27 protein-coding genes are annotated in these 26,233 nt (G+C 63.1%); 10 read left to right on the forward strand and 17 right to left on the reverse strand.

What is annotated here, in order from left to right; genetic code table 11:
- Positions 1 to 13: 13 nt before the first annotated feature.
- From rseP to ACG97_RS17835, 9 genes are all read right to left on the reverse strand, one after another.
- The gene (rseP, locus tag ACG97_RS06395) at positions 14 to 1,351 is read right to left on the reverse strand and encodes an RIP metalloprotease RseP (protein WP_047966504.1); all 1,338 of its coding nucleotides are present in this window, start codon (positions 1,349 to 1,351) and stop codon (positions 14 to 16) included.
- Positions 1,351 to 2,532, reverse strand: coding sequence for a 1-deoxy-D-xylulose-5-phosphate reductoisomerase (gene ispC / locus ACG97_RS06400; protein ID WP_047966505.1), 1,182 nt, complete (start codon positions 2,530 to 2,532; stop codon positions 1,351 to 1,353). The genes rseP and ispC overlap by 1 nt, the downstream gene beginning before the upstream one ends.
- A 3-nt stretch (positions 2,533 to 2,535) precedes the next feature.
- Positions 2,536 to 3,339: a phosphatidate cytidylyltransferase gene (locus ACG97_RS06405; RefSeq protein WP_047966506.1), complete on the reverse strand. Its 804-nt coding sequence runs from the start codon at positions 3,337 to 3,339 to the stop codon at positions 2,536 to 2,538.
- A gap of 3 nt (positions 3,340 to 3,342) precedes the next feature.
- The gene (gene uppS, locus ACG97_RS06410) at positions 3,343 to 4,092 is read right to left on the reverse strand and encodes a polyprenyl diphosphate synthase (protein ID WP_047966507.1); all 750 of its coding nucleotides are present in this window, start codon (positions 4,090 to 4,092) and stop codon (positions 3,343 to 3,345) included.
- Between the two features lie 10 nt (positions 4,093 to 4,102).
- The gene (frr, locus tag ACG97_RS06415; protein ID WP_047966508.1) at positions 4,103 to 4,660 is read right to left on the reverse strand and encodes a ribosome recycling factor; all 558 of its coding nucleotides are present in this window, start codon (positions 4,658 to 4,660) and stop codon (positions 4,103 to 4,105) included.
- Positions 4,661 to 4,738: 78 nt separating this feature from the next.
- A complete protein-coding gene (gene pyrH / locus ACG97_RS06420; RefSeq protein ID WP_047966509.1) occupies positions 4,739 to 5,458 on the reverse strand; it encodes a UMP kinase in 720 nt (239 codons plus the stop codon).
- An 86-nt stretch (positions 5,459 to 5,544) separates the two neighbouring features.
- Positions 5,545 to 6,411: a translation elongation factor Ts gene (tsf, locus tag ACG97_RS06425; RefSeq protein ID WP_047966510.1), complete on the reverse strand. Its 867-nt coding sequence runs from the start codon at positions 6,409 to 6,411 to the stop codon at positions 5,545 to 5,547.
- 86 nt (positions 6,412 to 6,497) lie between these two features.
- The gene (rpsB, locus tag ACG97_RS06430) at positions 6,498 to 7,226 is read right to left on the reverse strand and encodes a 30S ribosomal protein S2 (protein ID WP_047966511.1); all 729 of its coding nucleotides are present in this window, start codon (positions 7,224 to 7,226) and stop codon (positions 6,498 to 6,500) included.
- A 150-nt stretch (positions 7,227 to 7,376) separates the two neighbouring features.
- A complete protein-coding gene (locus ACG97_RS17835) occupies positions 7,377 to 7,553 on the reverse strand; it encodes a hypothetical protein (protein ID WP_189374182.1) in 177 nt (58 codons plus the stop codon).
- A gap of 75 nt (positions 7,554 to 7,628) precedes the next feature.
- Here ACG97_RS17835 and ACG97_RS06435 point away from each other — a divergent pair, with 75 nt between their 5' ends.
- The 6 genes from ACG97_RS06435 to ACG97_RS06460 all read left to right on the forward strand — a co-directional run bounded on the left by ACG97_RS06435 (position 7,629) and on the right by ACG97_RS06460 (position 15,081).
- Positions 7,629 to 8,657, forward strand: coding sequence for a nitronate monooxygenase family protein (locus ACG97_RS06435; protein ID WP_047966512.1), 1,029 nt, complete (start codon positions 7,629 to 7,631; stop codon positions 8,655 to 8,657).
- 325 nt (positions 8,658 to 8,982) lie between these two features.
- The gene (locus ACG97_RS06440) at positions 8,983 to 9,732 is read left to right on the forward strand and encodes an ABC transporter ATP-binding protein (protein ID WP_047966513.1); all 750 of its coding nucleotides are present in this window, start codon (positions 8,983 to 8,985) and stop codon (positions 9,730 to 9,732) included.
- Positions 9,733 to 9,803: 71 nt separating this feature from the next.
- Positions 9,804 to 10,592, forward strand: a complete 789-nt coding sequence (gene nudC, locus ACG97_RS06445) for an NAD(+) diphosphatase (protein ID WP_047966514.1) — start codon at positions 9,804 to 9,806, stop codon at positions 10,590 to 10,592.
- Positions 10,593 to 10,829: 237 nt separating this feature from the next.
- The gene (locus ACG97_RS06450) at positions 10,830 to 12,458 is read left to right on the forward strand and encodes a methyl-accepting chemotaxis protein (protein WP_053068091.1); all 1,629 of its coding nucleotides are present in this window, start codon (positions 10,830 to 10,832) and stop codon (positions 12,456 to 12,458) included.
- A 229-nt stretch (positions 12,459 to 12,687) separates the two neighbouring features.
- Positions 12,688 to 13,161 carry a molybdopterin-dependent oxidoreductase gene (locus ACG97_RS06455; protein ID WP_047966515.1) on the forward strand — a complete coding sequence of 158 codons (474 nt, stop codon included), beginning with the start codon at positions 12,688 to 12,690 and terminating at the stop codon, positions 13,159 to 13,161.
- Positions 13,162 to 13,164: 3 nt separating this feature from the next.
- Positions 13,165 to 15,081 (forward strand): bifunctional diguanylate cyclase/phosphodiesterase, encoded by a 1,917-nt coding sequence (locus ACG97_RS06460; protein WP_047966516.1) that lies wholly within the window; start codon positions 13,165 to 13,167, stop codon positions 15,079 to 15,081.
- Positions 15,082 to 15,147: 66 nt separating this feature from the next.
- Here the strand turns inward: ACG97_RS06460 and ACG97_RS06465 are convergent, their stop codons facing one another.
- Complete coding sequence (locus ACG97_RS06465) at positions 15,148 to 16,602, reverse strand: aminoacyl-histidine dipeptidase (protein ID WP_238377272.1); 1,455 nt, start codon at positions 16,600 to 16,602, stop codon at positions 15,148 to 15,150.
- Positions 16,603 to 17,020: 418 nt separating this feature from the next.
- Between ACG97_RS06465 and pyk the strand changes: the two genes are divergently transcribed.
- The 3 genes from pyk (at position 17,021) to ACG97_RS17840 (ending at position 19,601) form a co-directional block, all read left to right on the forward strand.
- The gene (pyk, locus tag ACG97_RS06470; protein WP_047966518.1) at positions 17,021 to 18,445 is read left to right on the forward strand and encodes a pyruvate kinase; all 1,425 of its coding nucleotides are present in this window, start codon (positions 17,021 to 17,023) and stop codon (positions 18,443 to 18,445) included.
- A gap of 408 nt (positions 18,446 to 18,853) precedes the next feature.
- On the forward strand, positions 18,854 to 19,435 hold the full coding sequence (locus tag ACG97_RS06475) for a LexA family transcriptional regulator (RefSeq protein WP_047966519.1): 582 nt from the start codon (positions 18,854 to 18,856) through the stop codon (positions 19,433 to 19,435).
- A 16-nt stretch (positions 19,436 to 19,451) separates the two neighbouring features.
- Complete coding sequence (locus ACG97_RS17840; protein ID WP_170152080.1) at positions 19,452 to 19,601, forward strand: hypothetical protein; 150 nt, start codon at positions 19,452 to 19,454, stop codon at positions 19,599 to 19,601.
- 111 nt (positions 19,602 to 19,712) lie between these two features.
- Here ACG97_RS17840 and ACG97_RS06480 read toward each other — a convergent pair whose 3' ends face one another.
- Positions 19,713 to 20,966, reverse strand: coding sequence for an Hsp70 family protein (locus ACG97_RS06480; RefSeq protein ID WP_047966520.1), 1,254 nt, complete (start codon positions 20,964 to 20,966; stop codon positions 19,713 to 19,715).
- 182 nt (positions 20,967 to 21,148) lie between these two features.
- Positions 21,149 to 22,063, reverse strand: a complete 915-nt coding sequence (locus ACG97_RS06485; RefSeq protein ID WP_047966521.1) for a LysR family transcriptional regulator — start codon at positions 22,061 to 22,063, stop codon at positions 21,149 to 21,151.
- Between the two features lie 138 nt (positions 22,064 to 22,201).
- On the opposite strand from ACG97_RS06485, the gene ACG97_RS06490 reads away from it, so the two are divergent.
- On the forward strand, positions 22,202 to 22,810 hold the full coding sequence (locus tag ACG97_RS06490; RefSeq protein ID WP_047966522.1) for an FMN-dependent NADH-azoreductase: 609 nt from the start codon (positions 22,202 to 22,204) through the stop codon (positions 22,808 to 22,810).
- Positions 22,811 to 22,963: 153 nt separating this feature from the next.
- Here ACG97_RS06490 and ACG97_RS06495 read toward each other — a convergent pair whose 3' ends face one another.
- From ACG97_RS06495 to ACG97_RS06515, 5 genes are all read right to left on the reverse strand, one after another.
- Positions 22,964 to 23,377 carry a YchJ family protein gene (locus ACG97_RS06495; RefSeq protein ID WP_047966523.1) on the reverse strand — a complete coding sequence of 138 codons (414 nt, stop codon included), beginning with the start codon at positions 23,375 to 23,377 and terminating at the stop codon, positions 22,964 to 22,966.
- 4 nt (positions 23,378 to 23,381) lie between these two features.
- A complete protein-coding gene (locus ACG97_RS06500; RefSeq protein WP_156167982.1) occupies positions 23,382 to 23,813 on the reverse strand; it encodes a hypothetical protein in 432 nt (143 codons plus the stop codon).
- Between the two features lie 46 nt (positions 23,814 to 23,859).
- Positions 23,860 to 24,792, reverse strand: a complete 933-nt coding sequence (cysK, locus tag ACG97_RS06505) for a cysteine synthase A (protein WP_047966525.1) — start codon at positions 24,790 to 24,792, stop codon at positions 23,860 to 23,862.
- A 163-nt stretch (positions 24,793 to 24,955) separates the two neighbouring features.
- Positions 24,956 to 25,489 (reverse strand): macro domain-containing protein, encoded by a 534-nt coding sequence (locus ACG97_RS06510; protein ID WP_047966526.1) that lies wholly within the window; start codon positions 25,487 to 25,489, stop codon positions 24,956 to 24,958.
- A 67-nt stretch (positions 25,490 to 25,556) separates the two neighbouring features.
- A complete protein-coding gene (locus ACG97_RS06515; protein WP_369793031.1) occupies positions 25,557 to 25,997 on the reverse strand; it encodes a ProQ/FINO family protein in 441 nt (146 codons plus the stop codon).
- Positions 25,998 to 26,233 lie beyond the last annotated feature (236 nt).

Genomic DNA, 26,233 nt, shown 5'->3' on the forward strand with positions numbered 1-26,233 from the left:
GGTTTTTATAATCCTAGCCGGCAAAAAGCCGGCCGAAGTCATTGAACAGGGCCAGCAACATGACTGTCATGATGAAAGCCATCCCCAAACGCTGACCGATTTCATATACTCGATCGGGCAACGGTCGCCCGCGTATCCACTCCGCGACATGATACAGCAAGTGCCCGCCATCCAGCACCGGCACCGGTAACAGGTTGAATACCCCCAGACTGACGCTGATCAGCGCCATGAATTCCAGCAGCGGCACCAACCCCAGATCGGCGCTCTTGCCGGCGTAGTCGGCGATGGTCAACGGCCCGCTCAGCGCTTCCAGCGCCACCGTACCGGTAAACATCGCGCCAATCATACGCAAACTGGATGCCATGAGGCTAGCCGTGCGTGCCAGCGCCTGCTGCAACGCCTCGCCCGCCCCCACTGTGACCTGCTGCTCGATTTTTTGCTGCCACGCCACATCGGGCAGCGCGCCGGCACCGATGCGGCCAACCTTTTGCCCATTGCGCTCGCTGCTGTCCGGCGTCAGCACCACCTCACGCAACTGGCCGTTGCGCTGGATGCGCAAGCGAATGGCCTGCCCGGGACGGGCCTGCACATAGCTGACCCACGCCGGCCACGATGCCAGCGGCTGGCCATCCGCGCCCAGCAGGCGGTCACCCTGGCGCAGACCGGCCCGCGCCGCCGCGCCATCCGGCGCCAGCTCGCCCAGTGCCAGATGGTAACGCAGTGGCGACAAGCCGAGCCGGGCGAGGCTCTGCTCGTTGAGCTGTTGCAGGCCGAATGCCGGCAAATCCACCGCCAGCGTCATGTCCACGCCGTCACGGGCGATGTACAGCACCATGCGGCCATCAAGGGCGATGGCGTCGCTGAGTCCGCCACGCAGTGCGTGCCAGTCGGCGATCTCGGTATCGTTAACCGCACGGATGTGGTCACCGGGCAGCACGCCGGCCGCTGCCGCCGCCGACTGTGGCGCAACGCTGCCGATGTACGGCAGCAGACGGGTCTGCTCGCCCTGCATCACCACAAAGAACAGCAACACCGCCAGCAGCAGGTTGGCCAGCGGCCCAGCAATCGAAATCAGGATTTTCTGCCACGGCGGACGCTGGTTGAAGGCACGCGGCAAATCAGCTGCCGACACCGCTGCCTCGCGACTGTCGAGCATGCGCACGAAGCCGCCCAGCGGAATCCAGCCGATCTTCCAGCTGGTTTCACCGCGTTGCCAGGTCAAGAGCGGCTTGCCGAAGCCGATGGAAAACTCCAGCACCTTGACCCCGCAATAACGGGCGGCGACATAGTGGCCAAACTCGTGAAAGGTGACCAGCACCCCGATCACCAGCAGGAAGGCCAGCAAGGCCATTATGCGGCCACCCAGGCCTGCACCTGGCGACGGGTATCCGCGTCACGCTGCAGCAGGGCCTCCAGCTCGTGGCAGGCGGACAGGTCCTGCGTTTGCAGCGCACGCTCCACCAGATTGGGAATATCGAGAAAGGCAATGCGCTGCTGCAGGAAGGCCTCGACGGCGATCTCGTTGGCAGCATTGAGCACCGCCGAGGCAGCACCACCGGCGCGCAAGGCATCGAACGCCAGCCGCAGGCAGGGGAAGCGCTGCAGGTCCGGCGCCTCGAACGTCAGCCCGGACAGGGCCAGGAAGTCCAGAGCCTTCACCGGTGCAGCAATACGCTCCGGCCAGCCCATCGCGTAGGCGATCGGCGTGCGCATGTCGGGCGAACCCAGCTGCGCCAATACCGAGCCGTCCTTGTAGCGCACCATGGAGTGGATCACGCTTTGCGGATGCACCACCACGTCGATACGGTCGGCCGGGGCATTGAACAGCCAGTGCGCCTCGATCACTTCCAGCCCCTTGTTCATCAGGGTGGCGGAGTCGACGGAAATCTTGCGCCCCATCACCCAGTTCGGATGATTGCAGGCGTCGTCGGGCGTGACGTGGCGCAGGCTGGCCGCATCGCGCTGGCGGAACGGGCCGCCGGACGCGGTCAGGATCAGCTGCTCGATGCCATTGCGATCGAGGTTGCCGTCATAGGCCGCCGGCAAGGCCTGGAACAGCGCGTTGTGCTCGCTGTCCACCGGCAGCAGTTCGGCGCCGCTGTCGCGCACGGTGCGCATGAACAGCTCGCCGGCAACGACCAGCGACTCCTTGTTCGCCAGCAGGATGCGCTTGCCCAGTCGCGCCGCGGCCAACGTTGGCCGCAGGCCGGCGGCACCGACAATGGCCGCCATCACCATGTCCGCCTCCGGCAGGGTCGCCGCCACTTCCAGCGCCGCCTCGCCGTAAGCCACTTCGGTCGGACACGCCGCGTCACGCAGCCGCTGCTGCAACTGGCTGGCGGCCGACGCATCGGCCACCACCGCCAGCAAGGGGCGGAACTGCAGGCACTGCGCAAACAGCTTGTCGACCTGGCGATGCGCGGTCAGCGCCACCACGTGATAACGCCCGGGGTGGCAAGCCACCACGTCGAGGGTATTGACGCCGATGCTGCCGGTGGCGCCAAGTACGGTAATACCTTGAGAACGGTTCATGATTCAGACCAGCAAAAGACGGAGCGCATGGGACACCGCCAGCACGGCAATCAGGCTATCAATACGGTCGTACACCCCGCCATGACCCGGCAGCAGCTGGCTGCTGTCCTTGACGCCGGCGCTGCGCTTGAACCAGGACTCTAGCAGGTCGCCGACCACGCTGACCGCGGTCAGGCCGATCGCCAGCGGCAGCAGCCATAACGGCGACAGCGGCACGTTGAGCCAGCCCCATTGTGTCACCAGCCAGCTGTACAGCGAGACGCCGACCACCGCGCCGGCGACTCCTTCCCAGCTCTTGCCGGGACTGATCGTCGGTGCCAGTTTGTGCTTGCCAAAGGCCTTGCCGGCAAAATAGGCAGAGATGTCGGCCACCCACACCAGTCCCATCACCGCCAGCAACTGCAGGCCATCGGCGACGGTAGATTGCGGCCGCCATGCCAGGAACGCGAACCACGCCGGAAACAGCAGCAGCCAGCCCAGCAGCATCGCCGGCCAGCCGCTGGGCAGCGGCCAACGTTTGGCCAGCCAGCACGGTGCCAGCAGCAGCCACACCAGCAGCGACAGCGCCATCAGCGCCGCTGGTGCGACAAAGCCCTGCAGCCACAGACCAGCGGCCACCACGGTCGATACCGCCAGATAGGCGTAGCGTACGGCACCATCAAGGCGGGCCATGCGGGCGAACTCCCACAGCGCCAGCACGATGATCAGCCAGGAAAAACCGGCCCAGGCCACGCCATTGAACAGGAACAGCGCCGCCAGCATCAGCGGAAGCAGCACCAGCGCCGTCAGAATACGCGTCTTGAGCATGACTCAGCCTCGGCGTTGGGTTTCGGGCAGTTGCTCGCTGGTACGGCCGAAACGGCGCTCACGAGACCGGAACGATGCCACCGCCGAGGTCAATGCCTGCGCATCGAAATCCGGCCACAGCAAATCGGTAAAGAACAACTCGGTATAGGCCAGCTGCCACAGCAGGAAATTGCTGATGCGCTGCTCGCCACCGGTACGGATGAACAGGTCCGGCTCTGGGGCGTAGGCCATCGACAGGTTGGCCGCAAGGGCGGCCTCGTCCAGCCGGGTTGCGCCTTGTGCCAGCAACCGGTTGGCCGCCTGCATCACGTCCCAGCGACCGCCGTAGTCGGCGGCGATGGTCAGCACCAGCCCGGCATTGCCGGCGGTACGCGTCTCGGCCCGCTCGATGCGCTCGACGATTTCGGCGGAGAAGCGTTCGCGCGAACCGATCACGTGCAGGCGGATGTTGTTGCGGTGCAGTTTGTCCACCTCGCGCTCCAGCGCGGTCATGAACAGCCCCATCAGGAAGCTGACCTCATCCGGCGGGCGGCGCCAGTTTTCGGTGGAAAACGCGAACAGGGTCAGGTATTCGACGCCCAGCTCGGCACAGGCCTTGATGGTGTCGCGTACCGCCTCCAGCCCGCGCTTGTGGCCGGCAACGCGCGGCAGAAAGCGCTTCTTGGCCCAGCGGCCGTTGCCATCCATGATGATGGCGATATGCCGGGGTACGGGCCGTACCTCGGGCACATCCTGCGTGGAACTCGCGAACAAGCGATACCCCTTATACGGCCAGCAGTTCGGCTTCTTTGGTCGCCAGTGCCTTGTCGATCTCGGCGGTATACTTGTCGGTCAGCTTCTGGATTTCGTCCTGGCCACGGCGCTCTTCGTCCTCGGTGATGGCCTTGTCCTTGAGCAGGTTCTTGAAGTCGTTATTGGAGTCACGGCGCACATTGCGTACCGACACGCGCGCGCCTTCGGCTTCACTGCGTACCACCTTGATCAGATCGCGGCGACGCTCTTCGGTCAGCATCGGCATCGGCACGCGGATCAGGTCACCCATGCTGGCCGGATTCAGGCCCAAATCACAGTCGCGAATGGCCTTTTCGATCTTGCCGGCCATGTTCTTTTCCCACGGCTGCACGCCGATGGTACGGGCGTCGATCAGGGTCACGTTGGCCACCTGGTTGACCGGCACGTCACTGCCATAGTATTCCACCATGACGTGATCGAGCAGACCGGTATGGGCACGACCGGTACGCACCTTGGCAAGGTCTGCCTTGAAGGTTTCGAGGGTCTTTTGCATCTTGTGCTCGGCCGATTTTTTCACGTCATTAATCATGATTACTCCCGTTGTATCTCTAAAAAACAAAGCGGAAAACGGCTGACGCCGCTTCCGCCCTATCCATATTCATTAGGCTCAGCAGTGTACCAGCGTGCCTTCGTCTTCGCCAAGCACCACGCGCTTGAGCGCGCCGTCCTTGAAGATGCTGAACACCTTGATATTCAGCTGCTGGTCGCGGCACAGTGCAAACGCGGTGGCATCCATCACCTTGAGGTTGCGCGAGATGGCCTCGTCGAAGGTCAGCGTCTGGTAACGCACCGCATCCGGGTTTTTCTTCGGGTCATCGGTGTACACGCCGTCCACCTTGGTCGCCTTCAGCATGATGTCCACGTTCATTTCCATGCCGCGCAGCGCGGCCGCGGTATCGGTGGTGAAGAACGGGTTGCCGGTACCGGCGGCGAAGATGACGACCTTGCCCTCTTCCAGATACTGCATCGCCTTGCCGCGCACGTAAGGCTCGGCAATCTGCTGCATGGTCAGTGCCGACTGCACGCGGGCGATGAGGCCAACCTTGGTCATCGCATCCTTCAGCGCCAGTGCGTTCATCACCGTCGCCATCATGCCCATGTAGTCGGCGGTGGCACGATCCATGCCGGCAGCGGCAGGCGCCACGCCACGGAAGATGTTGCCGCCACCAATGACGACACCTACCTCGATCCCCATCGCCACCACTTCTTTGATCTGGCCGACAATTTGTTCGATGGTGGCACGGTTGATCCCGTAACTGTCATCACCCATCAGGGCCTCACCGGACAATTTCAGCAAGATTCGTTTATAGGCAGGAGCTTGGCTCATGATCACCTCGGGCGTGGGGTTAGAATTCAATTTGCAAAACGGCACCCTGCAAGCAGGGTGCCGTTGGACCGTTCAGTTAACGGGGATTACAGCTTGGCAGCAGCGGCCACTTCAGCAGCGTAGTCAACTACGGCTTTTTCGATGCCTTCGCCAACAACCAGCATCGCGAATGCATTCACTTTAGCCGATTTCTCGGCCAGCAGTTTTTCTACAGTCACGTCCGGGTTCTTGACGAAAGGCTGACCCACCAGGGTCACTTCGGCCAGGAACTTGTTCACGCGGCCTTCAACCATCTTGGCAACGATGTCGGCTGGCTTGCCGGATTCGGCTGCCTGTGCGGTGTAGATCTTGCGCTCTTGTTCCAGCGTCTCGGCCGGAACCTGGTCTTTCGACACGCAGATCGGCTTGGAAGCGGCGATGTGCATGGCGACATCACGACCCAGGGCTTCGTCGCCGTTCAGGTCAACGATGACACCGATCTTGGCGCCGTGCAGGTAAGTCGCGATGGTACCTTCGGTGCTGTAGCGAACAAAACGACGGATGGTCATGTTCTCGCCCAGCTTGGCGATGGCGGCCTTGCGGATTTCTTCTACCGATACACCGTCAATTTCAACGGCGGACAGCGCTTCGACATCGGCAGGGTTGGCCACAACCACAGCCTTGGCAGCAGCAGCAGCCAGCGCCAGGAAGGTCGGATCCTTGGCAACGAAGTCGGTTTCGCAGTTCACTTCCACCAGCGCGCCAACACCACCTTCGATGCAGGAACCGATGATGCCTTCGGCAGCAACACGGCCGGCCATCTTGGAAGCCTTGTTGCCGGACTTGATGCGCAGGATTTCTTCTGCCTTGGCCAGATCACCCTCGGCCTCAACCAGTGCCTTCTTGCATTCCATCATGCCCAGACCAGTCGCTGCGCGCAGGTCGCCAACCATCTTTGCGGTAATTTCCGCCATGACTTACTCCTTCAAAAGTATACGGTTACGTCTCATCAGGGTTCGAAAAAAGGGGCTTGCGCCCCTTTTTCGCGTTGCCCTTTAGCTTATTCAGCAGCAGCTGGTTCAGCAGCAACGATTTCCTGCAGCGACTGGGCGCGGCCTTCCAGTACGGCGTCGGCGATGCCGCGAGCGTACAGACGGATGGCACGGCTGGAGTCATCGTTACCTGGGATTACGTAGTCGATGCCTTCTGGCGAGTTGTTGGTATCAACAACACCGATAACCGGGATGCCCAGCTTCTTGGCTTCAACAACGGCACCTTTCTGGTAGCCGGTGTCGATTACGAAGATCGCGTCTGGCAGGCCCTTCATGTCCTTGATACCACCCAGCGAACGCTCCAGCTTTTCAACTTCGCGCTGCATATCCAGCAGCTCTTTCTTGTTGAAACCGGAATCGCCAGCCAGTTCCAGGGCCGCGCGCTTGTCTTCCAGGCGCTTGATGGACTGCTTAACGGTCTTGTAGTTGGTCAGCATACCGCCCAACCAGCGGTGATCCACGAATGGCGCGCCTGCACGGGACGCTTCTTCACGGACGATCTCACGCGCCTGACGCTTGGTACCCACAAACAGCACGTTGCCTTTGTTAGCAGTCAAACGACGCACATAGTCCTGGGCGCCAACGAACAGTGGCAGAGTCTTTTCCAGGTTGATGATGTGAATCTTGTTACGGCTGCCGAAAATGTACTGAGCCATTTTCGGGTTCCAGAAACGGGTTTGGTGGCCGAAGTGAACGCCGGCCTCAAGCATTTGACGCATGGTCACATTGTTGGACATTTAAATCTCCTAAAGGGTTATGCCTCCATCCGTACAGACAACCTTGCGTACAAGGCACCCTTTGGTACGGATGTGCGTGATATCCCCCAGACATTGAGGGAACTCGCAATTGTAGCATTGCCGTGACGGCGGGTTCAAGCAGTCAGCCGCTCAAAATTCGCCGTCCGGGTTTTTCAGGCGCCTGATGCGGCGGCGGCGCAAACGCAACACGATCAGCGTCGGCAGGAAGCCGAGGAAAAACAGCAGAATGCCGGCGCGAATCAGGCTGTCCTGCACCACCGCCAGCATCAGCACCACGTACAGCCACGCAATCACAATTAGATACATATCAAACGACCGTTTGAAAAAAAGCCAATAGTGTGTCAAGAATAGCGCATTCCCGCCCTCCGGAGCCGCCCGATCATGCACACCCGTTTCACCGAGACCTTTGGCGTCCAGCTACCCCTGCTCTGCCCCGGCATGAGCTATATCGCCACCCCGGAACTGGTCGCCGCCACCAGCAACGCCGGCGGCCTGGGCATCCTTGCCACCGGCCCGCTCACCGCGGAGCAGACACGCAGCGCCATCCGCCACATCCGCAGCCTGACCGACAAACCGTTCGGCATCGGCTGCACCCTGATGATGCCCGGTGCCAGGGAAAACGCCGAAGTGGCGCTGCAGGAGCAGGTGCCGGTGATCAATTTCTCGCTCGGCAAGGGCGACTGGATCGTCAAGCGCGCCAGCAGCTATGGCGGCAAGGTCATCGCCACCGTGGTCACCGAGAAGCATGCCATTTCCGCAGAGAAGATCGGCGTCGACGCCCTACTGGTCACCGGCCATGAGGCAGCCGCCCACGGTGGCGAAGTCACCTCGCTGGTACTGATTCCGGCCATCCGCAAGGTCAGCTCGCTACCCATCATCGCCGCCGGCGGCTTTGGCACCGGCCAGGGGCTGATCGCGGCACTGGCACTGGGCGCCGACGCCATTGCCATGGGCAGCCGCCTCGCCATGACCCAGGAAAGCCCGGTACACCACACCACCAAGGACATGATTCGCCAGCGCAGCGTCGGCGACACCATCTACTCGCGCAATTTCGACGGCCTGTGGTGCCGGGTGATGGATACCCCGACCGCGCGCAAGCTGACCCGCAAGCGGTTGAGCCTGCTGGTGGCCGGCTGGCGCGCACTGGGCACGGCGCGCCGCATGAAGCTGCCACTCGGCAAGACGGTACTGGGCGGCATGCTGACGCAGCCACAGAACCTGCGCCAGCTGGCACAATTCGGCGCCGCCACCGAATCGATCCGACTGGCGATCGAGGATGGCGATCATCAGCGCGGGGTACAGCTGATCGGCCAGGTGCAAGGCCTGCTCGACGACATCCCCACCGTCAGCGAGCTGTTCCAGCGTCTGGTGAGCGAAGCACGCGCCACGCGCGACAAGCTGCCCAGCTGAATACCATCCGCGGGCGCAGCCGTCGTTGCGCCCGCCCTCCCCTCCGCCAGACACCCCCTACTTGCCGACAAGGCGCAGAGTCGCTATCATTTGATAATGATTCTTGTTTAGTAAAAATTGGATGTGGACCACGCACCGGCAGACGCCCTAGCACAGCACCGCACGCACGTTGGCCGCAAGTCGCAAGCATCCGCCCACACAACGACAAGGCAAGCCCGGCGACCCCGTCCCGGCACCAGCACCGGCACCGGCAGGCACACAGCCTGCCATGCGGCCAGCACAAGTCCGGATCACCTCAACCCGGCAATCAACTCAGGAGCAGCCAATGCCAGATCTCGCCTACCAGATTGAGCGACTACAGGTTCGCCGTGGCAACGACAGCCTGCTTGATTGCCAGCAACTGCAAATCCCGGCCCACCGCGTCACCGCCGTCATTGCCGCCCATGCCCCGGAACACAGCCTGCTGCTGCAGGCACTGGCCGGCGCACACGGCCGGCAGCAGGGCCGCCTGTTTGGCCAGCCGCTGCCGCAAGCGGGCCACCACGATGCCCGCATTGCCGGACTGGCGCCAGCCGCCACCAATCCGCGACAACGGCTGTGCGATTACGTACTACAAGGTCGCCTGCCGGCCTCGCGCTGGCTGCTGCGACCGTCGCCACTGGATCGTGACGCCGCCACCCTGGCCTTGCGACTGGTCGCACTGGAGGCACAAGCCGGACAACGATTGGCCAACCTGACTCCCAGCGAACTGCAACTGGCGCGCATCGCCCGCAGTCTGGCCCAGCCCGCGCCGCTATTGTTGCTCGATCAATGGACCGCGCACCTCTCTGCACAGCAACAACTGCTACTGATGCAGCGACTGGCGCGGCTGGCGCCGACCGGACGCACCATCGTCTGCACCCTGCCCGAGCACAGTCCCGCCGCCAGTCACGCGCAGTGGCTGGTATTGCTGGCCGGCGGCCGCCTGCTGGCGCAAGGCAGCCCGGCACAGCTGCGGCCAGCCGCAAGCGGATACCCGCCGCACCATGCCACGCCATTCGCCAGCCCGCCTGACCACCAGCGCCTCGCCGCCTGAAATGCGCGACCCGGTTTCACCAAACGCACCGAGGGCATAGAATCGCCACATCCGTCTCCAGCCCAGCCACCATGACACTCCATTTACCCGCCGTTGCCGACCCTAGCCTGCCCACCCGCTGGTGCCTGTTTGATGGCCAGCAAGTCTGGCTCGATGCCGGGGCCTTTCCCGCGCAACGCCCGGCGCACAGCAGCAATCCGCACTTCATCGGCCACAACGGCCAATTCAACCTGTTCAGCGCCGAGTTGATCGGCGCGGCACCGCCACAGTGGCAGGCCCACACCCTGCGCCAGGCGTTGCAAGGCCTCCCGGCCGATGCGGTACCGCTACTGGCCCGTGCCGCACAGTTGCGGCGCTTCGAGCACAGCCACCGCTTTTGCGGCGCCTGCGCCCAACCGCTGCAAGCACACCGGCACGATCACGGCCGCGGCTGTCCGTCCTGTGGCGAGCTGTACTACCCGCGCCTGTCGCCGGCGATGATGGTGGCGGTCACCCGTGGCCGTGAAATCCTGCTCGCCCGCGGCCCGCACTTCAGTCCCGGCCTGTACAGCGCCCTCGCCGGCTTCGTCGAGCCGGGCGAAACGCTGGAAGCCTGCGTCGAGCGCGAAACGGCGGAAGAGGTCGGCATCCGGATCCGGCAGCTGCAGTATGTCGGCTCGCAATCCTGGCCGTTCCCGCACTCGCTGATGCTGGCTTTCACCGCCGAATACGCCGCTGGCGAGATCACGCCGCAGCCGGGCGAGATCGAAGCCGCCGACTGGTTCGATATCGACCACTTGCCGCCAACCCCGGCCGGACACTCCATCGCACACTGGCTGATCAAGCACACCGTCGAGCAGCTGCGCCGCCGCGAACACTGAGCCGGGCTGCGGCAAGACCACCACATCTTGCGGCCAACCTTGGCCGCAACAACAAGACGGAACGTGACAAAAATGCCGGCCAGCCCGTAAAGTCCTTGCACAAAGTGGCGGTGATTACGATAAAGATTCTAAAGAATCACAATTGCATTTAATATCGACCACACCAAAACGCGGCACACACCGTATGCGCCGCACACCCGACATCACCTACAAAAAATACTCTGCAAGGACAAAATCATGGGGAAACTAAAACTGGCACAGCGCCTGGCGCTGGGCTTCGGTGCCGTCATCACCCTGCTGGTGCTCGGCTCGGCCTTTACCCTGTTCCGCCTCGGCGGTATTCAGGAACGGGTATCGGAACTGGTGGAATACCGCATCCCGGTGATCCAGAACTCCCGCTCGCTGAGCGCGGCCCTGCTGTCGGTCACCAACGCGGCACGCACCATCCTGCTGGAAAGCGATGACAAGCTGGTCGAGGAAAAACTCGACATCCTGAAGAAATCGGCAGCCAAGGCGCAGCTGGAATTCAAGGAAATGCAGACGCTGGCCAAGGACCCGAAAGAGGTGGAACTGGTCGGCAAGATCGACAAGTCGATGAAGGAATTCAACGTCCTGGTCGACAAGCTGCTGCCGATGATCGTGCGCCAGAAATGGGACGCCTCGATCATCGTCTCGGAAAAACTGGAACCGCAGGAGCGCCTGCTCAGCATGCAGCTGGACAAACTGATCGCCTACCACACCCAGGTGATGGAAGAGCAGAAAGCGTCCACCACCAGCACGCTGAAGGAAACCATGCTGGCGGCGATCATCGCCATCATTGCCAGCGTCGGCGCCAGCATCATGGTGGCACTGCTGATTGCCCGCTCGCTGACGCGCCAGATTGGCGGCGAACCGGATTACGCCGCGGAAGTGATGAAGGAGATCGCGCACGGCAACCTCGGCATCAGCGTCAAGATCGGCAAGGGCGACAACAGCTCGCTGCTGTACAACCTGTCGCGCATGACCAGCGAACTGAACGGCGCCCTGCGCACCGTCGAGCGTAGCGTGCAGGAAAGCAGCGCCGCCTCGGATGAACTGCGCAACACCATGCAGCGCCTGGTCAGCCGCTCCGAAGAACAGAACCGTGCCGCCGACGAGATGGCCAGCGTGATCCAGCAGATGGCCGTCGGCGTACAGGAACTGCACCACAGCGCCGGCAGCGCCGAAAGCGCGGCCCGCACCGCCAGCGGCGATGCCCGCCAGGGCGTGGAAGTGATCCAGGGCGCGGTACGCGAAATGGATGCCATCAGCACCCTGATCAAGTCCACCGCCGGCAGCATCCACGAGCTGGGCCGCCAGTCGCAGACCATCGACAACATCGTGTCGGTCATCCGCGACGTCGCCGACCAGACCAACCTGCTGGCGCTGAACGCCGCCATCGAGGCAGCCCGCGCCGGCGAACAGGGCCGCGGCTTTGCCGTGGTCGCCGACGAGGTGCGCAAGCTGGCCGAGCGCACCACCAAGGCCACCGGCGAAATCGCCGAGATGATCGGCGCCATCCGCGTCAGCTCGCAACAGGCAGTGGAAGCGATGAACCAGTCGGTGGAACGCGCCCACACCAGCGCGGCACAGGGCCAGCGCGCCGGCGAATCGATTGTCGCGATCCAGAACGGCACCGAGACCGTCGGCCAGAGCGTGCTATCGATCGCCAGCTCGCTGTCCGACCAGGCCCGCTCCGGCGAGCAGGTGTCGCGCGAAGTGCAGCGCATTACCGCCATCGCCCAGCGTAACCGCGAGGCCGCCGACGAGGCCGTCTCCGCCGCCGCGCGCATGAGCGAACTGACCGAGGAGATCCGGCAGAGCTTCAGCCGCTTCCACACCGCCTGAGGTTGGCCGCAAGGCAAGCTCCGACCCCAAGGAAAGCCGCTGCCAAGCGGCTTTCCTGTCTGCGGCAGCGACCAGCACGGCAGCTGCGCCGGCAAGAATCGGAGAACAGGCAACAGCCAGCCGCGAAGACCGGCCAAGGGGCAAGGGGCAAGACCCACGACAGCAAGATGGCAAGCGGCCGCCACAGTGCGACCTCCCGTTCAGACCACACAGCGGAAAGGAGACAGCAATGAACACATGGCGCAACAGTCTTGCGACCCTGGCCCTGCTGGGCAGCGCCGCGCATGCCATGGCGGCCGACGACGTGATCCTGACCGTAACCCGCAGCGCCGGGCAAGCACACCACTTCACGCTGCAACAGCTTGCCGCACTGCCGCAAGCCAGTATCACCACCGCCACGCCGTGGACCACCGGCAAGCACCACTATCGCGGCGTCGCGATCAGCACCCTGCTCCAGCAGTTGCAGATCACGCCGCAAACGCTCAAGGTTCACGCGCTGAATGACTTCTGGGCCAGGATACCCACCGCCGTGGCGCTGCAATACCAGGCAATCCTGGCCACCCACGTCGATGGCCAGCCGATGAGCCGCCGCAATAAGGGCCCGCTGTGGATCATCCTGCCGTTGAGCGAGCACCCCGAGCTCAACCACGAGAAATACCACAACTACATGGTGTGGCAAGCCAGAACCATAGAAGCCGAATGAATCATGGGCAAAGTCAGGTTCCTCTTCTTCGCCGCCGTCATGTGCACCTTCCTCGCGGTGACCGCTTGGTCGACATGGAACTATGAGCGCACCTTCCGCACCGTCACCACCTACACCCAGACTTCGGCCTGGGCGCTGGCGCAGCTGGAAATCGATGTCTACCGCCTGCAGGAGACGCTGAAGCTGTACCAGGTCGGCCACGCCGACAGCAAGCAGCTCAGCCTCAGCTACGACATCGCCTGGAACCGCATGGACGTGTTCCTGACCGGCGAGGCAACCAAGGATATCCGCCAGCGTTTTGCCGCCGAGGAGCTGGTGCGCCGCATTCTCGACGTGCTGCAACGTCACGAGCGCGCCATCGCCGCCCCCACCCCGAGCGACCCGACGCTGGCGCAGATGAGCCAGGAGCTGGACACGCTGATTCCGCGGCTGCGCGACATCATGGTGCAGAATTTCACCGGCCCCAATGCGCTGCAGGAAACCCGCCTGCTGGACGAAGCCAAGATCCGCAACTTTGCCGCCATCGGCATCCTGCTGCTGTTCAGTCTCATCATGCTGGCGCTGCTGTTCCGCGAGTCGAAAAAACAGCACTTCCTGGCCTGGAACGACGTGCTGACGCAGCTGCCCAACCGCGCCGCATTCATGCACCAGCTGGCGCAGCTGACCGCGGCGCCGGAGGCGCAGGTGGTGCTGTGCCTGGTCGACCTCAGCCGCTTCAAGGAAGTCAACGACAGCTTCGGCCATGCCGCCGGCGACCGGCTGCTGGCGCAGATCGCCGAGCTGCTGCAGCAGCACCGGAACGAGGAGGTCTACCTGGCGCGCATCGGCAGCGACGAATTTGCGCTGGTGATGTTCGGCAACATGTCCGGCTACAGCTGGTTCGCCTACTCCCGCAAGATCTACAACCAGCTCGAACGGCTGCTGCACAGCGAAGACCCGGCCCACCGCGTGAAACTGAACATGGGCATCAGCCAGTACCCGCAGCACGCCAGCTCGGTGGAAGAGATGGTGCTGTTTGCCGACCTGGCACTGCTGAGCGCCAAGCAGGACAAGCAGCTGCACTACCAGGTATTCAACCGCTTCATGCTCGACCAGTACCAGCGCAAGCGGCTGCTGGCCGGCCACCTGCAGGAGCTGCTGGCCGAGCCGCAGAATACCGAGCTGTACCTGTGCTACCAGCCGATCATCAACATCAGCCAGCCGCAGCAGCTGGGAGTGGAGCTACTGATCCGCTGGAACCACCCCAAGCTGAATTTCATCAACCCACCGGACATCATCCAGATCGCCGAGGAAAACGGGCTGGGCGAAAAGCTGGGCGAGTGGCTGTTCCGCCGCATGCGCCATGATATCGCCCGCTTCCCGGCCGACACCCTGCGCCACATCCACTTCTCGATCAACCTCAGCAGCTCGATCTTCAACCAGAACCTGGTCAACCGCGTCAGCGACTGGCTGCAGGGCGGCCCGCTACCCGCCAGCCAGCTGATCCTGGAGCTGACGGAAAACATCGCGCTGGAAGACGTGCAGCTCAGCCGCAAGATCTTTACCCAGCTGAAGGAAAAGCAGATCCGCATCGCGCTGGACGATTTCGGCACCGGCTGGTCGTCGTTTTCCTACCTGAAGGATCTCAGTTTCGACAAGCTCAAGATCGACAAGTCGTTCATCAAGCATCTGGACCGGGACAAGCGGCTGCCGCTGTTCGTGCAGGCGATTACCGACCTGTCGCACCAGCTGGGCATTTCCGTGGTCGCCGAAGGCGTGGAGACCGAGAGCGAGCTGCGCAAGATCCTCGAAATCGGCGCCAACGAGATCCAGGGCTACTATTACTCGCGGCCGCTCAGCACCGACGCCTTCCTCGACTACGCCCGGCACTACCTCGCCAGCAATGTGCGCGAAACCCGGACCAGGACCGACCTCGCCTGACGTGCGGCCGTAGCCATGAAAAAACCCGCCGGTTGGCGGGTTTTTTCATGCTACGCGGCCTTCGACTCAGGCTCTGGCCGGCACCGCGGCCAGTACCGCCTGCAGCAACTGCCACGCCTTGCCGACCGAGGCTACCTCCACCCGCTCGCCCGGCGCATGCGCGCCACGGATATTGGGGCCGAACGACACCATGTCCATCTGCGGGTACTTGGCGCCGATGATGCCGCACTCCAGCCCGGCATGGATCACCTGCACGCCGGAGTCGGCGCCGAACTGCTGGCGATACACCTGCTGGAACAGCGCCAGCAGCGGCGAGGCCGGATTCGGCGCCCAGCCCGGGTAGCCGCCCTCGGTTCCCACCTCGAAACCGGCCAGCTGGAACAGGCCGACGATCTCGCTGGCCAGATTCTGGAAGCCGCTGTCCAGCAGCGAGCGCACCATCAGGTTGGTGAACACCTTGCCGTCGGCAATGCTGATCACCCCCAGATTATTGGACGTTTCCACCACGCCACCGACGCGCTGGCTCATGCGCTTCACCCCGTGCGGTGCCGCGTGCAGCGCGCGGAAGATCGCCTGCTGGTCGGCCGGCGCCAGCACCTCGCTGGCGCTGGCAAGGTTGGCCGCAATGCTCACCCCTTCGTCGACGCCGGCCAGTTCAAAGCGCATCAACGCCTGGAACGCATCCAGCCGCGCCGCCAGCTTGTCGCCGTCGGCGGCCGGATAGGCCACCACGGCAAAGGCCTCGCGCGCCAGCGCATTGCGTGCGGTGCCGCCATTGAACGACGCCACGCGCAGGTCGGTGATCGCTTCCAGCTCGCGCAGCAGGCGGATCAGCACCTTGTTGGCATTGCCGCGGCCGAGGTGGATATCGGCGCCGGAATGGCCGCCGACCAGCCCGGCCACCGTCAGCTGGCGTACCTCGAAGCCCGCCGGCAACGACTGCGACTGGTAGCTGCGTCGCGCATTGACATCGATGCCGCCGGCACAGCCCATGTAGAACTCGCCCCACTCCTCGGTATCGATATTGATCAGCATCCGGCCCTGCAGCAGCCCCGGCTCCAGCCCCAGCGCGCCGCCCATGCCGGCCTCTTCGTCCAGCGTCATCAGCACTTCCACCGGGCCGTGCACGATGTCGTTGCTGGCCAGCACCGCCAGCCCCAGCGCCACGCCGATACCGTTGTCGGCACCCAGCGTGGTGTTTTCCGCGATCAGCCAGCCGTCCTTCAGCACCGGACGGATCGGGTCATTGAAGAAGTCGTGCACGGTGCCGGTATTGGCCTGGCACACCATGTCGAGGTGGCCCTGCAGCACCACGCCGACACGGTCTTCCATACCCGGCGTCGCCGTCTTGCGCACGATCAGGTTGCCGGCCTTGTCCACCACCGTCTCCAGACCGCGCAGTTCCGCCCAGCCTTTCAGATAGTCGCGCAGCGCCGCTTCATGTTTGGAAGGACGAGGAATGTCACACAGGGTCTGAAAGTGTTCCCACACGATGGTAGGTTCGAGGGCTGCAATATTCACCACAACAAGGCGCTCCTTTATTCCGCCGGCGGAGACATTTCATGCCAATAATTCCGCCAAAATAATCACAGGGTGACTCGTGATCACCCTTTTTGTAGACAATCAACTTTACCACGCCCCCGGCAGGGCGTCTTGAATGCAAGCGTTTCGCGTTATTGGCGGCAACGGCCAATCCGCCGTCAAAACGCGAGTGATTGATTACAATCACGAATCTGCTTGGCACAAAAACAACGCCCAATACCGGTATCGTCACAACTTATGCCAGAACGTTGCCATGCAGTGCCCCGCCATTCGCGCCGACAGGATGACGGCTTGCGGCCAACCTTGTCGCAGCGTAATTTTATTACCGCTGTAGCTGCTTAATTACAACGCCATTCCGTACCATAATTACAGACACTCAATAACGGAGAGCAACACCATGACCCGCCGCACCAAGATTGTCGCCACCCTCGGCCCCGCCTCCAGCGATCCGGCAACCCTGGAACGCCTGCTGCAGGCCGGCGTCAACGTCGTCCGCCTCAACTTCTCGCACGGCAGCGCCCAGGACCACATCGACCGTGCCGCGCTGGTGCGCAGCACCGCGGAACGACTGGGCATGCCGGTGGCGATCATGGTCGACCTGCAGGGCCCGAAAATCCGCGTCGGCAAGTTCGCCAACGGCAAGACCACGCTCACCAACGGCCAGCCGTTCATCCTCGACGCCGACTGCGAGCTGGGCGACGACCAGCGCGTCGGCCTCGACTACAAGGAGCTGCCCAACGACGTCGCCAGCGGCGTGGTGCTGCTGCTCGACGACGGCCGCATCGTGCTGACCGTGGAAAAGGTGCTCGGCAACCAGATCCACACCCGCGTCAAGGTCGGCGGCGTGCTGTCCAACAACAAGGGCATCAACCGCCAGGGCGGCGGCCTGACCGCGCCGGCGCTGACCGGCAAGGACATCGACGACATCAAGACCGCGGCACAGCTGGAAGCCGACTACGTGGCGGTGTCCTTCCCGAAAAGCAGCGCCGACCTGTACATGGCGCGCACGCTGGTGCACGCCGCCGGCAGCCAGGCACGCATCATCGCCAAGATCGAGCGCTGCGAGGCGATCACCAACCTCGACGACCTGATCGATTCCGCCGACGGCATCATGGTGGCGCGCGGCGACCTGGCGGTGGAAGTCGGCGACGCCGCGGTGCCGGCGCTGCAGAAACGCATGATCCGCCTCGCGCGCGAACGCAACAAGCTGACCATCACCGCCACCCAGATGATGGAATCGATGATCAGCAGCCCGGTGCCGACCCGCGCCGAGGTCTCCGACGTCGCCAACGCGGTGCTGGACGGCACCGACGCGGTGATGCTGTCGGCGGAAACCGCCGCCGGCCAGTATCCGGTGGAGACGGTGGAGTCGATGTCGCGCGTCTGCCTGGAGGCAGAAACCTCGTCCGACTACCAGCTGGAGCGCGCCTTCCTCAACCGCGAATTCAGCCGCGTCGACCAGTCCATCGCCATGGCCGCGCTGTTCACCGCCAACCACCTGCCGGTGCGCGCGCTGGTGGCGCTGACCCAGACCGGCTCCACCGCACTGTGGATGAGCCGCGTCAATTGCGGCGTGCCGATCTACGCGCTGACGCCGGAGGTGGGCACCTATCGCCGCCTGGCGCTGTACCGCGACGTATTCCCGATGCTGCTGCCCACCGCCGCCGACTCGAAAAAACTGCTCGCTGCCGCCGAGCGCAAGCTGATCGACCAGGGCCGCGTCGAGCAGGGCGACATCCTGGTGGTCACCGTCGGCGACAGCGTCGGCCTGATGGGCAGCACCAACACCCTGAAAATCATCAAGGCCGGCGAAGGCCGCTAAGAACCTGTTCAAAGTCTCGCGAGCTAGAGCGAGACAAGGCGAAAATGCCTGAGGAAGCGGAGTTGACATGGGGTCAATGAGCATCCGAAGGCATTTTCAACGCGGTATCGCCGAAGCGCAGCAGACATTGAACAGGTTCCAAGCCGTCACGGGCCGGCGCGACACCGGCCCGTTTCACCCATACGGCTTGCGGCCAACGTTGGCCGCAAGCCGCCGCCGGGCCGGTCTGCCGCGGCAAGCGCCACGGCATCCCCGGCCTCACTCCCGTGGCCAGCTGGCCGACAATCCCGCCAAGCCCTTGATCCGCAAACGGTCACGCCAAAAAACCACAATCCCGCAGCCCGCGCCACAATTAAGCTTGCCTTGTTTTTTGAATTCGTACACAATCAAAAACAAGGAGGAGTCAAGATGTCATCGCAAGGAGGAAAGCGCGAAGGCGCCGGTCGCAAATCCCGCTTCGGCGGTGACAAGACCGTCGCCATGCGCGTACCGGAGCCGCTGAAACCGGTACTGGAAAACTGGCTAGACGAATACCGCAGCCTACGCAGCATCAACCACAGCAGCATCGGCGACATCGCCCTGCTCGGCGAGGCACTGAAAAACCTGTCGCTGCCGCTGTTTGCCAGCCGCGTGCCGGCCGGCTCGCCGGTCGCCGCCGACGACCTGAAAGAGGCCGACATCGACCTCAACCAGCACCTGGTGCGCAAGCCGGCGTCGACCTTTCTCGTCACCGTCAAGGGCGACTCGATGATCAATGCCGGCATCCACGATGGCGACATGCTGGTGGTCGATCGCTCGCTGGAACCGCGCAACGGCAAGGTGGTGGTGGCGGTGATCAACGACGAGCTGACGGTGAAACGGCTGGAGCGCTCCGCCGGACGGGTGCGCCTGCTACCGGAAAACCCGGCCTTCAAGCCGATCGAAGTACCCGAGGATGCCAGTTTCTTTATCTGGGGCGTCGTGACCAACGTCATTCACGCCGTGGACTGACCGCAAGGAGCAAGCCATGAACAGCTACAACGACCCGATCAAGATGATGTTCCGTGACTGGAAACGCCTGCCGCGCGCCTTCCGTGCCGTGGTCGCCGGCCAACCGCAGGTGTTGCTGACCCGCATCGGCCACAGCTATTTCGTACCGGTGGAATTCGTCGGCTGACACCTCTCTGCCGGCGCGTCCGGCCTACCAGACAATGCGGCCAACCTTGCCCAAGGTTGGCCGCAATTCCCTTCGCCAGCGCCCGCCACACCGGCGCGAGCCAAGCCCCGCTCAGCCGAAGCGGCGCATCGCATCCAGCGCCAGGCCGCTGCCGATGCTGCCATAACGGTCGCCCTCGACCTTGGCCGCCTGCGGCAACAGTGCCGCCACCCGCTCGCGCAGCAGGGGCACCGCACTGGCGCCACCGGTAAAGAACACGGTATCAATCTGCGCGGCGGTGATACCGGCATCCTGCAGCAGGCGGTCGATGGTCTGCGTCACGCTGTCGATCTGGCGCTCGATCGCCTCGTCGAACTGGCTGCGTGTCAGCTGGTGCGTGAGGCCGGCGGCAATCTCGTCCAGCGCCAGCTGGTGCATCTCGCTGTCGGACAGCGCGATCTTCGCCGCCTCCACCTGGATCGCCAGCCAGTGCCCGGCGCGCTTGTTGATCACCGAAAACAGCCGGTCCAGCTTGTCGCGCTCCAGCGCGTCGACGTACACCCCCTGCAGGTCGGCCAGCGTCTTGCGGGTGTAGGCAAAGTTGATGGTGTGCCAGGTGGCGAGATTGAAGTAGTAGCCGGATGGCACCTCGGCATTGTTCTTCAGCCGCGTGCGGTAGCCCAGCAGTGGCATCACGCTGTGCAGGCTCAGCTGCTTGTCAAAGTCGGTACCACCGATATGCACGCCGCCGTTGGCGAGGATATCGTCGCGGCGATCCAGCAGGTGGCGGCGCTGCGGCGACAGGCGCACCAAGGAAAAGTCGGAGGTACCGCCGCCGATATCGACGATCAGCACCAGCTCTTCACGCTCGATGCGGCTTTCGTAGTCGAAGGCCGCCGCAATCGGCTCGAACTGGAAGGCGACCTCCTGAAAGCCGGCACGGCGCGCGACATCGGCCAGCGTGTCCTGCGCCAGCTGATCGGCAACCGGATCGTCATCGATGAAAAACACCGGCCGGCCGAACACGGCGCGGCTGAATGACTGCCCCGCCTGCTGTTCGGCGCGCTGCTTGAGGGTGCCGATGAACGAGGACAGCAAGTCGATGAAACGCAGCGCACGGCCATTGACCTCGGTCTGGCCGTTCATCAGGCTGGTGCCGAGCAGGCTCTTCAGCGAGCGCATCAGCCGCCCCTCGTAGCCGTCCAGGTATTCGCCGATCGCGGCCCGACCAAAGGCGGTGCTTTCCTCCTCGGCATTGAAGAACACCACCGATGGCAGGGTCGCCTTGTCGTCTTCCAGCATCAGCAACTGGCTCTGCCCGGCGCGGACACAGGCGACCGTGGAGTTGGAGGTGCCAAAATCGACACCGCATGCCGGAATAACCATCGTGCAACCCGTTCATTCAATAAGGAGGGGGCAGGATTGTAGCAGAAGCGCCGGCCGCGCCCGAGACAAATGCGCCACACCGGCGCGCGCCGGATGTGTCGTTGCGGCCAACCTTGGCGTCGCTCCCGGCAGCAAGTGGCGGCGAACCGCGTCATACGGCGCGCAGCAGGCCGCAATAGTCGTCATTCGAAGCGCGCATTCCACTGCGGCGTGCGCGCCACCAGGAAGTCGACAAACACCCGCACCGCCGGCACCAGATGGCGGCGGCCGGTAAAAGCCAGATGCAGGATGCCGCCCGGCATGGAGAAGTTCGGCAACAGCCGTCGCAGCCGGCCATCGGCCAGTGCCTGCTGGCAGACCAGCACCGGCAACGCCGCCACGCCGCAGCCATCGATCGCCGCCTGTGCCAGCACCACCAGGTTGTCGGTCATCAGCCGCGGCGATGCCAGTTGCACGGTGTACAGCTGGCCGACCTCGTCATGCATCGTCCACTCGCCGCGACCGTCAGGCCGCGACATCACCAGCGCCGGCCATGACGCCAGATCGGACGGGCGCTGCGGCAGGCCACGCTCGGCCAGCAGCGCCGGGCTGGCCACCAGGAACGATGACGACTGCCCCAGCGGACGCGCCACGATGCTGGCACTGTCGTCCAGCCGCAAGCGCACCCGCAGCGCGACATCGATGCCGTCATTGATCAGGTCGACACGGCGCCCGGTCACCTCCAGCAGGATGCGCACCTCCGGATACTGCGCCATGAACTCCGGCAACAACGGCGCCAGCAGTGACTGCGCCAGCAGGTCCGGGCAGCTCACCCGCACCAGGCCGCGCGGCACGTCGGTGGCGCGCGCGATCGCCTCCTGCGCCGCCTCCGCCTCGGCCAGCATCGCCTGACAGTGGCGGAAGTAGGCCTGCCCCACCTCGGTCAGCGCCAGCCGCCGCGTCGTCCGCTGCAGCAACTGCACCCCCAGCCGCGCCTCCAGTTCGGCAACCCGGCGCGACAACCGCGACTTGGGCACCCCGATCTGCCGCGCCGCCGCCATGAAACCACCGTGCTCAACCACCTTGGCAAAGAAATACAGGTCGTTCAGGTCATGCATCGTGCGCGCTCCGCTGGCATTGGTATCAACTTCAGGACAATCATTCCCGATTTCGCAGTCTAGTCCGATATTGTCGCAAAAACTATCATACGTTCCATTGCTACTGCCAACCGGCACTCACCCGAAACGGAGCTCACCATGAAAATCCTGCACCTTGATTCCAGCGTCCTCAACGACAACTCGGTTACCCGCCAGCTGACCCGCGCGCTGGTCGACAGCCTGCAAGCACAACACGGCAGCACCGGCGTGATCTACCACGATCTGGCCAGCAACGAAATTCCGCATCTGTCGGGCGAGATCCTCGGCGCCGCCTTCACCGCGGAAAGCGACTGGAGCGAGCTGCAGCGCACCGAGCGCGCCCGCAGCGAACAGCTGATCGGCGAATTCCTCGGCAGCGAGATCCTGGTCATCGGTGCACCGATGTACAACTTCTCCATCCCGTCGCAACTGAAAGCCTGGATCGACCGCGTTGCGGTCGCCGGCCGCACCTTCAAGTACACCGAGACCGGCCCGGTTGGCTTGGCGGGCGGCAAGACCGTCTACGTGGTCTCCGCTCGCGGCGGCGTCTACAGCAACGAACAAGGCCAGGCCATGGACTTCCAGGAAGACTACCTGAAGACCGTACTCGGCTTCCTCGGCATCAGCGACGTGCGCTTCATCCGCGCCGAAGCCGTCTCCATGGGCGACGATGCCCGCAGCAATGCCCTGAACGCAGCCAAAGAAGCCATCGCCCAAGCTACGCGCTAAGCGCCCAAGCCATCCCTGGCTGCAAAAGCAAAAAGGCAAGCCGAACCGGCTTGCCTTTTTGCATGCTTGCAATACGAACCTCTCGCCACTCACCATGCCAGCAAGCGCAGCACAGTTGCAAGCCCTGACAAGTGAGCTCTTGGAGTATTTCGCCTAGCTGGCGGCGGTATCACTCACATCGCCATCAAGATAACGCCACAAGCCTTGCTCACGTACAAAGCGGCTACACTCCTGCATCCGCCCGGCACGGCCGTTGATCTTGTAGCGGGCAACAAAGGTGACCACGCCGGTCTGGTCCTGCTCGCCACCTGCCTCCGTCGACAGGATGGTCAGCCCCAGCCACTTGACCGCGGCATCCAGCAATGGCTCGTCCGGCAAGCTTTCTGCCGCCCAGCTCTGACGCAGATAACCTTCGTCACCCAGCACAAAGGCGCTATAGCGCGAACGCATCAAGGCCTCGGCGTTCGGCACCGGCTGCCCACCATGATACTGGCCGCAACAGGCGGCATAGACCTGGCCACTCCCACACGGACACACTGCGGCACTGCTTGCTGTTTTGCGTTTCATCTTGTCACTGTCCCAGTGCCGGCATGCTGTACAGCTTGAGCATGAAGCTGGTGAAGGCCGGCTGTGCCGGCTTGCTGGCAAGGCGCGGCCAACGTTCCAGCCACATCTGCAAGCGCTGTTGCATCAGCTGCTGCGCCTTGGCACCGTCAATCTGCCCGGCATCGCGACGCACCGCAATCTGCCTATAGAGGGCAAACACGTCATCATCGACCGCATTGCGACCAACCAGCTGCACGCGCAGCGCCCCCAGCTGATCGGCAACCGCCACTCGGCTCAGCTCACCCTTGGCCACCCGCGCCGACAGCGTCTGCGCTTCCTCGTACAGCCGCTGCGATGGCGACACGACGGCCGGCCGCACCGCGAGACCACCGCTGGTGCCCGGCAAAGGCGGCAGCACCGCGCATGCAGACAGCGCGCCCAAAATAAAAACGACCATGAATATCTGTTTCATGGTCGTTATTGTAACGCTGCGCTCACTCACTTCAAGCAAGGTGCTCAAATAATGGCGTCGACAGGTAACGCTCGCCAAAGGACGGGATCACCACCACGATCAGCTTGCCGGCATTTTCCGGACGCTTGGCCAGCTGCAAGGCGGCCCACACGGCGGCACCGGAAGAAATCCCCACCAGCACACCTTCCTTGGTCGCCACGGCGCGCGCCGTCTCGAAGGCATCATCATTCTTGACCCGGATCACTTCATCGTAGATCGCAGTATTCAGGATTGCCGGCACAAAACCGGCGCCAATGCCCTGGATCGGATGCGGCCCCTTGGCACCACCGGACAATACCGGCGACGCGTCCGGCTCGACCGCCACAATCTGCACCCCGGGCTTGCGCGCCTTGAGCACCTCGCCCACCCCGGTAATGGTACCGCCGGTACCGACACCGGCCACGAAGATATCGATCTGGCCATCGGTATCGCGCCAGACCTCCTCGGCGGTGGTCTGACGGTGGATCTCAGGGTTGGCCGGATTCTCGAACTGCTGCGGCAGGAAGTACGTCTCAGGGTTGGCCGCAACCAGTTCCTTGGCCTTGGCGATGGCACCGCCCATACCTTCCGGCCCTGGGGTCAGGATCAGTTCAGCACCATAGGCGCGCAGCAATTGGCGACGCTCGCGACTCATCGTCTCCGGCATGGTAATCACCAGCTTGTAACCACGCGCCGCACATACCATGGCCAGCCCGATACCGGTATTACCCGATGTCGGCTCCACAATAATCGTCTCCGGCCCGATCTTGCCGGCCTGCTCCGCCGCATCGATCATCGACACGGCGATACGGTCCTTGACACTGTGCCCGGGGTTGAAGAACTCCAGCTTGGCAACCACCGTCGCCCCCACGCCCTCGGTGACCCGATTGAGGCGCACCAGCGGAGTATTGCCGATCAGCTCCGTTACAGAATTCGCGATGTGCATTTTATTCCTCCAGTCCATCTTCTATGACGATAGATATTGCCATTTATTCTAACCAGCACCACCATTGATGGCTAATACCAATTCTTGCTAAGCATTGATCCGATCGCATGGATTCCCGGCTGGCATGTGCGACATGTTGTCACATCGCCCCAGCCAATCGGTATCAGCTGATGCCGACCAGCACCTTCTGCCAGGCACGATGGACTTCCTCATCAAAGGCGACAAAGACAATCTTGCGTAGTGCCGGCGGCGGTGCCGCCAGATAGGTTTCCACCACATGCCAGGCAATGTTGGCCGCAGCCAGCGGCGGAAAATGGTTGGCGCCACAGCTGATGGCGGCAAAGGCAATCGAGGCCACTTGCTTATCTGCCGCCAGTTGCAGGCTCTTGTGATAGCAAGACGCCAGCAATTGCGCTTCGTTGTCTTCGCCACCTTTCCACCGCGGTCCGACCGCGTGGAAAATCCAGCGCGCAGGCAAGGCAAAACCCGGCGTGACACAGACTTCACCTGCGGCACAACCATTCAGCTGCAAGCAGGCCGACAGTAGCTCACCACCGGCCGCACGGTGCACCGCCGCATCCACCCCGCCGCTGCCACGCAGCGAAACGTTGGCCGCATTCACGATTGCCGAGACATCCAGCTGCGTGATATCGCCACGCCAGACCTCGACCCGCACGCCGTTACGAACGGTCAGCATCGCCACACCTCAAACAAGTACCACACAAGAAAAACCCCTCGCGAGAGGGGCTGGCAACATCCGGTCGTTACGCTTCAGAAGCATCGGAAGCCACTGGGTCAGCGACAGGCTGCGGCACCTCGGCGGCAACTGCAACGGGGTTCTCCGCTTTCGGCAGACACATTTTCTCGGCGGCAGCTTTTTCCTCGGCTGAAACCACACCCACCGGCTTCAACGCGAGATCGAAGCGTTTGCCACCACGGGCCAGCGACTTCACGTAGCGCTGCTTGCGGCAATGGTTGGCCAGCATGCGCGAAACCAGTTGCGGATCAAACTGCGGCAGTTCCGCAATCAGGGTCTCATGAATCCCCAGCGCCAAGGGACGGAATAGTTTGAACACGTCGTACTTGGCGTAAACATGTGCCGCAATCATTTCTGTCTGGCTTTTCTTGCTAAGACTCTGGACAGCAGACTTGAGCGCCGCACCGAGCGCGGTTTCATTGTTGGACTTCATCTGAGGATTCTTCATGGTTAATCTCATGGGGCAACACGGAGAGGCGACAAGTAGTGAACGACCCACTCTGACACGACCCGAAAAAAGACGTCTATCTTAATGCAGAGCCGACCTTGTTGCTATGACTACCGTCATCGACTCGTACTATAGGACACAAGCCATCGTTTGGCGCTGGCATGCCATGCCATGCCTTGGCACAGGCAATTAGCCAAGGTTGGCCGCAATGCAGAGGGACTGGACAAGCCAGCGCA

The sequence above is a fragment of the Vogesella sp. EB genome (assembly GCF_001037925.1).
Lineage (GTDB): Bacteria > Pseudomonadota > Gammaproteobacteria > Burkholderiales > Chromobacteriaceae > Vogesella > Vogesella indigofera.

Bases quoted from the DNA above. Each gene is read 5' to 3' on its own strand.
- rseP (WP_047966504.1), bottom strand. From the start codon at position 1,351: ATGGCCTTGCTGGCCTTCCTGCTGGTGATCGGGGTGCTGGTCACCTTT.
- ispC (WP_047966505.1), bottom strand. From the start codon at position 2,532: ATGAACCGTTCTCAAGGTATTACCGTACTTGGCGCCACCGGCAGCATC.
- ACG97_RS06405 (WP_047966506.1), bottom strand. From the start codon at position 3,339: ATGCTCAAGACGCGTATTCTGACGGCGCTGGTGCTGCTTCCGCTGATG.
- frr (WP_047966508.1), bottom strand. From the start codon at position 4,660: ATGATTAATGACGTGAAAAAATCGGCCGAGCACAAGATGCAAAAGACC.
- pyrH (WP_047966509.1), bottom strand. From the start codon at position 5,458: ATGAGCCAAGCTCCTGCCTATAAACGAATCTTGCTGAAATTGTCCGGT.
- tsf (WP_047966510.1), bottom strand. From the start codon at position 6,411: ATGGCGGAAATTACCGCAAAGATGGTTGGCGACCTGCGCGCAGCGACT.
- rpsB (WP_047966511.1), bottom strand. From the start codon at position 7,226: ATGTCCAACAATGTGACCATGCGTCAAATGCTTGAGGCCGGCGTTCAC.
- ACG97_RS17835 (WP_189374182.1), bottom strand. From the start codon at position 7,553: ATGTATCTAATTGTGATTGCGTGGCTGTACGTGGTGCTGATGCTGGCG.
- ACG97_RS06435 (WP_047966512.1), top strand. From the start codon at position 7,629: ATGCACACCCGTTTCACCGAGACCTTTGGCGTCCAGCTACCCCTGCTC.
- ACG97_RS06440 (WP_047966513.1), top strand. From the start codon at position 8,983: ATGCCAGATCTCGCCTACCAGATTGAGCGACTACAGGTTCGCCGTGGC.
- nudC (WP_047966514.1), top strand. From the start codon at position 9,804: ATGACACTCCATTTACCCGCCGTTGCCGACCCTAGCCTGCCCACCCGC.
- ACG97_RS06450 (WP_053068091.1), top strand. From the start codon at position 10,830: ATGGGGAAACTAAAACTGGCACAGCGCCTGGCGCTGGGCTTCGGTGCC.
- ACG97_RS06455 (WP_047966515.1), top strand. From the start codon at position 12,688: ATGAACACATGGCGCAACAGTCTTGCGACCCTGGCCCTGCTGGGCAGC.
- ACG97_RS06460 (WP_047966516.1), top strand. From the start codon at position 13,165: ATGGGCAAAGTCAGGTTCCTCTTCTTCGCCGCCGTCATGTGCACCTTC.
- pyk (WP_047966518.1), top strand. From the start codon at position 17,021: ATGACCCGCCGCACCAAGATTGTCGCCACCCTCGGCCCCGCCTCCAGC.
- ACG97_RS06475 (WP_047966519.1), top strand. From the start codon at position 18,854: ATGTCATCGCAAGGAGGAAAGCGCGAAGGCGCCGGTCGCAAATCCCGC.
- ACG97_RS17840 (WP_170152080.1), top strand. From the start codon at position 19,452: ATGAACAGCTACAACGACCCGATCAAGATGATGTTCCGTGACTGGAAA.
- ACG97_RS06480 (WP_047966520.1), bottom strand. From the start codon at position 20,966: ATGGTTATTCCGGCATGCGGTGTCGATTTTGGCACCTCCAACTCCACG.
- ACG97_RS06485 (WP_047966521.1), bottom strand. From the start codon at position 22,063: ATGCATGACCTGAACGACCTGTATTTCTTTGCCAAGGTGGTTGAGCAC.
- ACG97_RS06490 (WP_047966522.1), top strand. From the start codon at position 22,202: ATGAAAATCCTGCACCTTGATTCCAGCGTCCTCAACGACAACTCGGTT.
- ACG97_RS06495 (WP_047966523.1), bottom strand. From the start codon at position 23,377: ATGAAACGCAAAACAGCAAGCAGTGCCGCAGTGTGTCCGTGTGGGAGT.
- ACG97_RS06500 (WP_156167982.1), bottom strand. From the start codon at position 23,813: ATGGTCGTTTTTATTTTGGGCGCGCTGTCTGCATGCGCGGTGCTGCCG.
- cysK (WP_047966525.1), bottom strand. From the start codon at position 24,792: ATGCACATCGCGAATTCTGTAACGGAGCTGATCGGCAATACTCCGCTG.
- ACG97_RS06510 (WP_047966526.1), bottom strand. From the start codon at position 25,489: ATGCTGACCGTTCGTAACGGCGTGCGGGTCGAGGTCTGGCGTGGCGAT.
- ACG97_RS06515 (WP_369793031.1), bottom strand. From the start codon at position 25,997: ATGAAGAATCCTCAGATGAAGTCCAACAATGAAACCGCGCTCGGTGCG.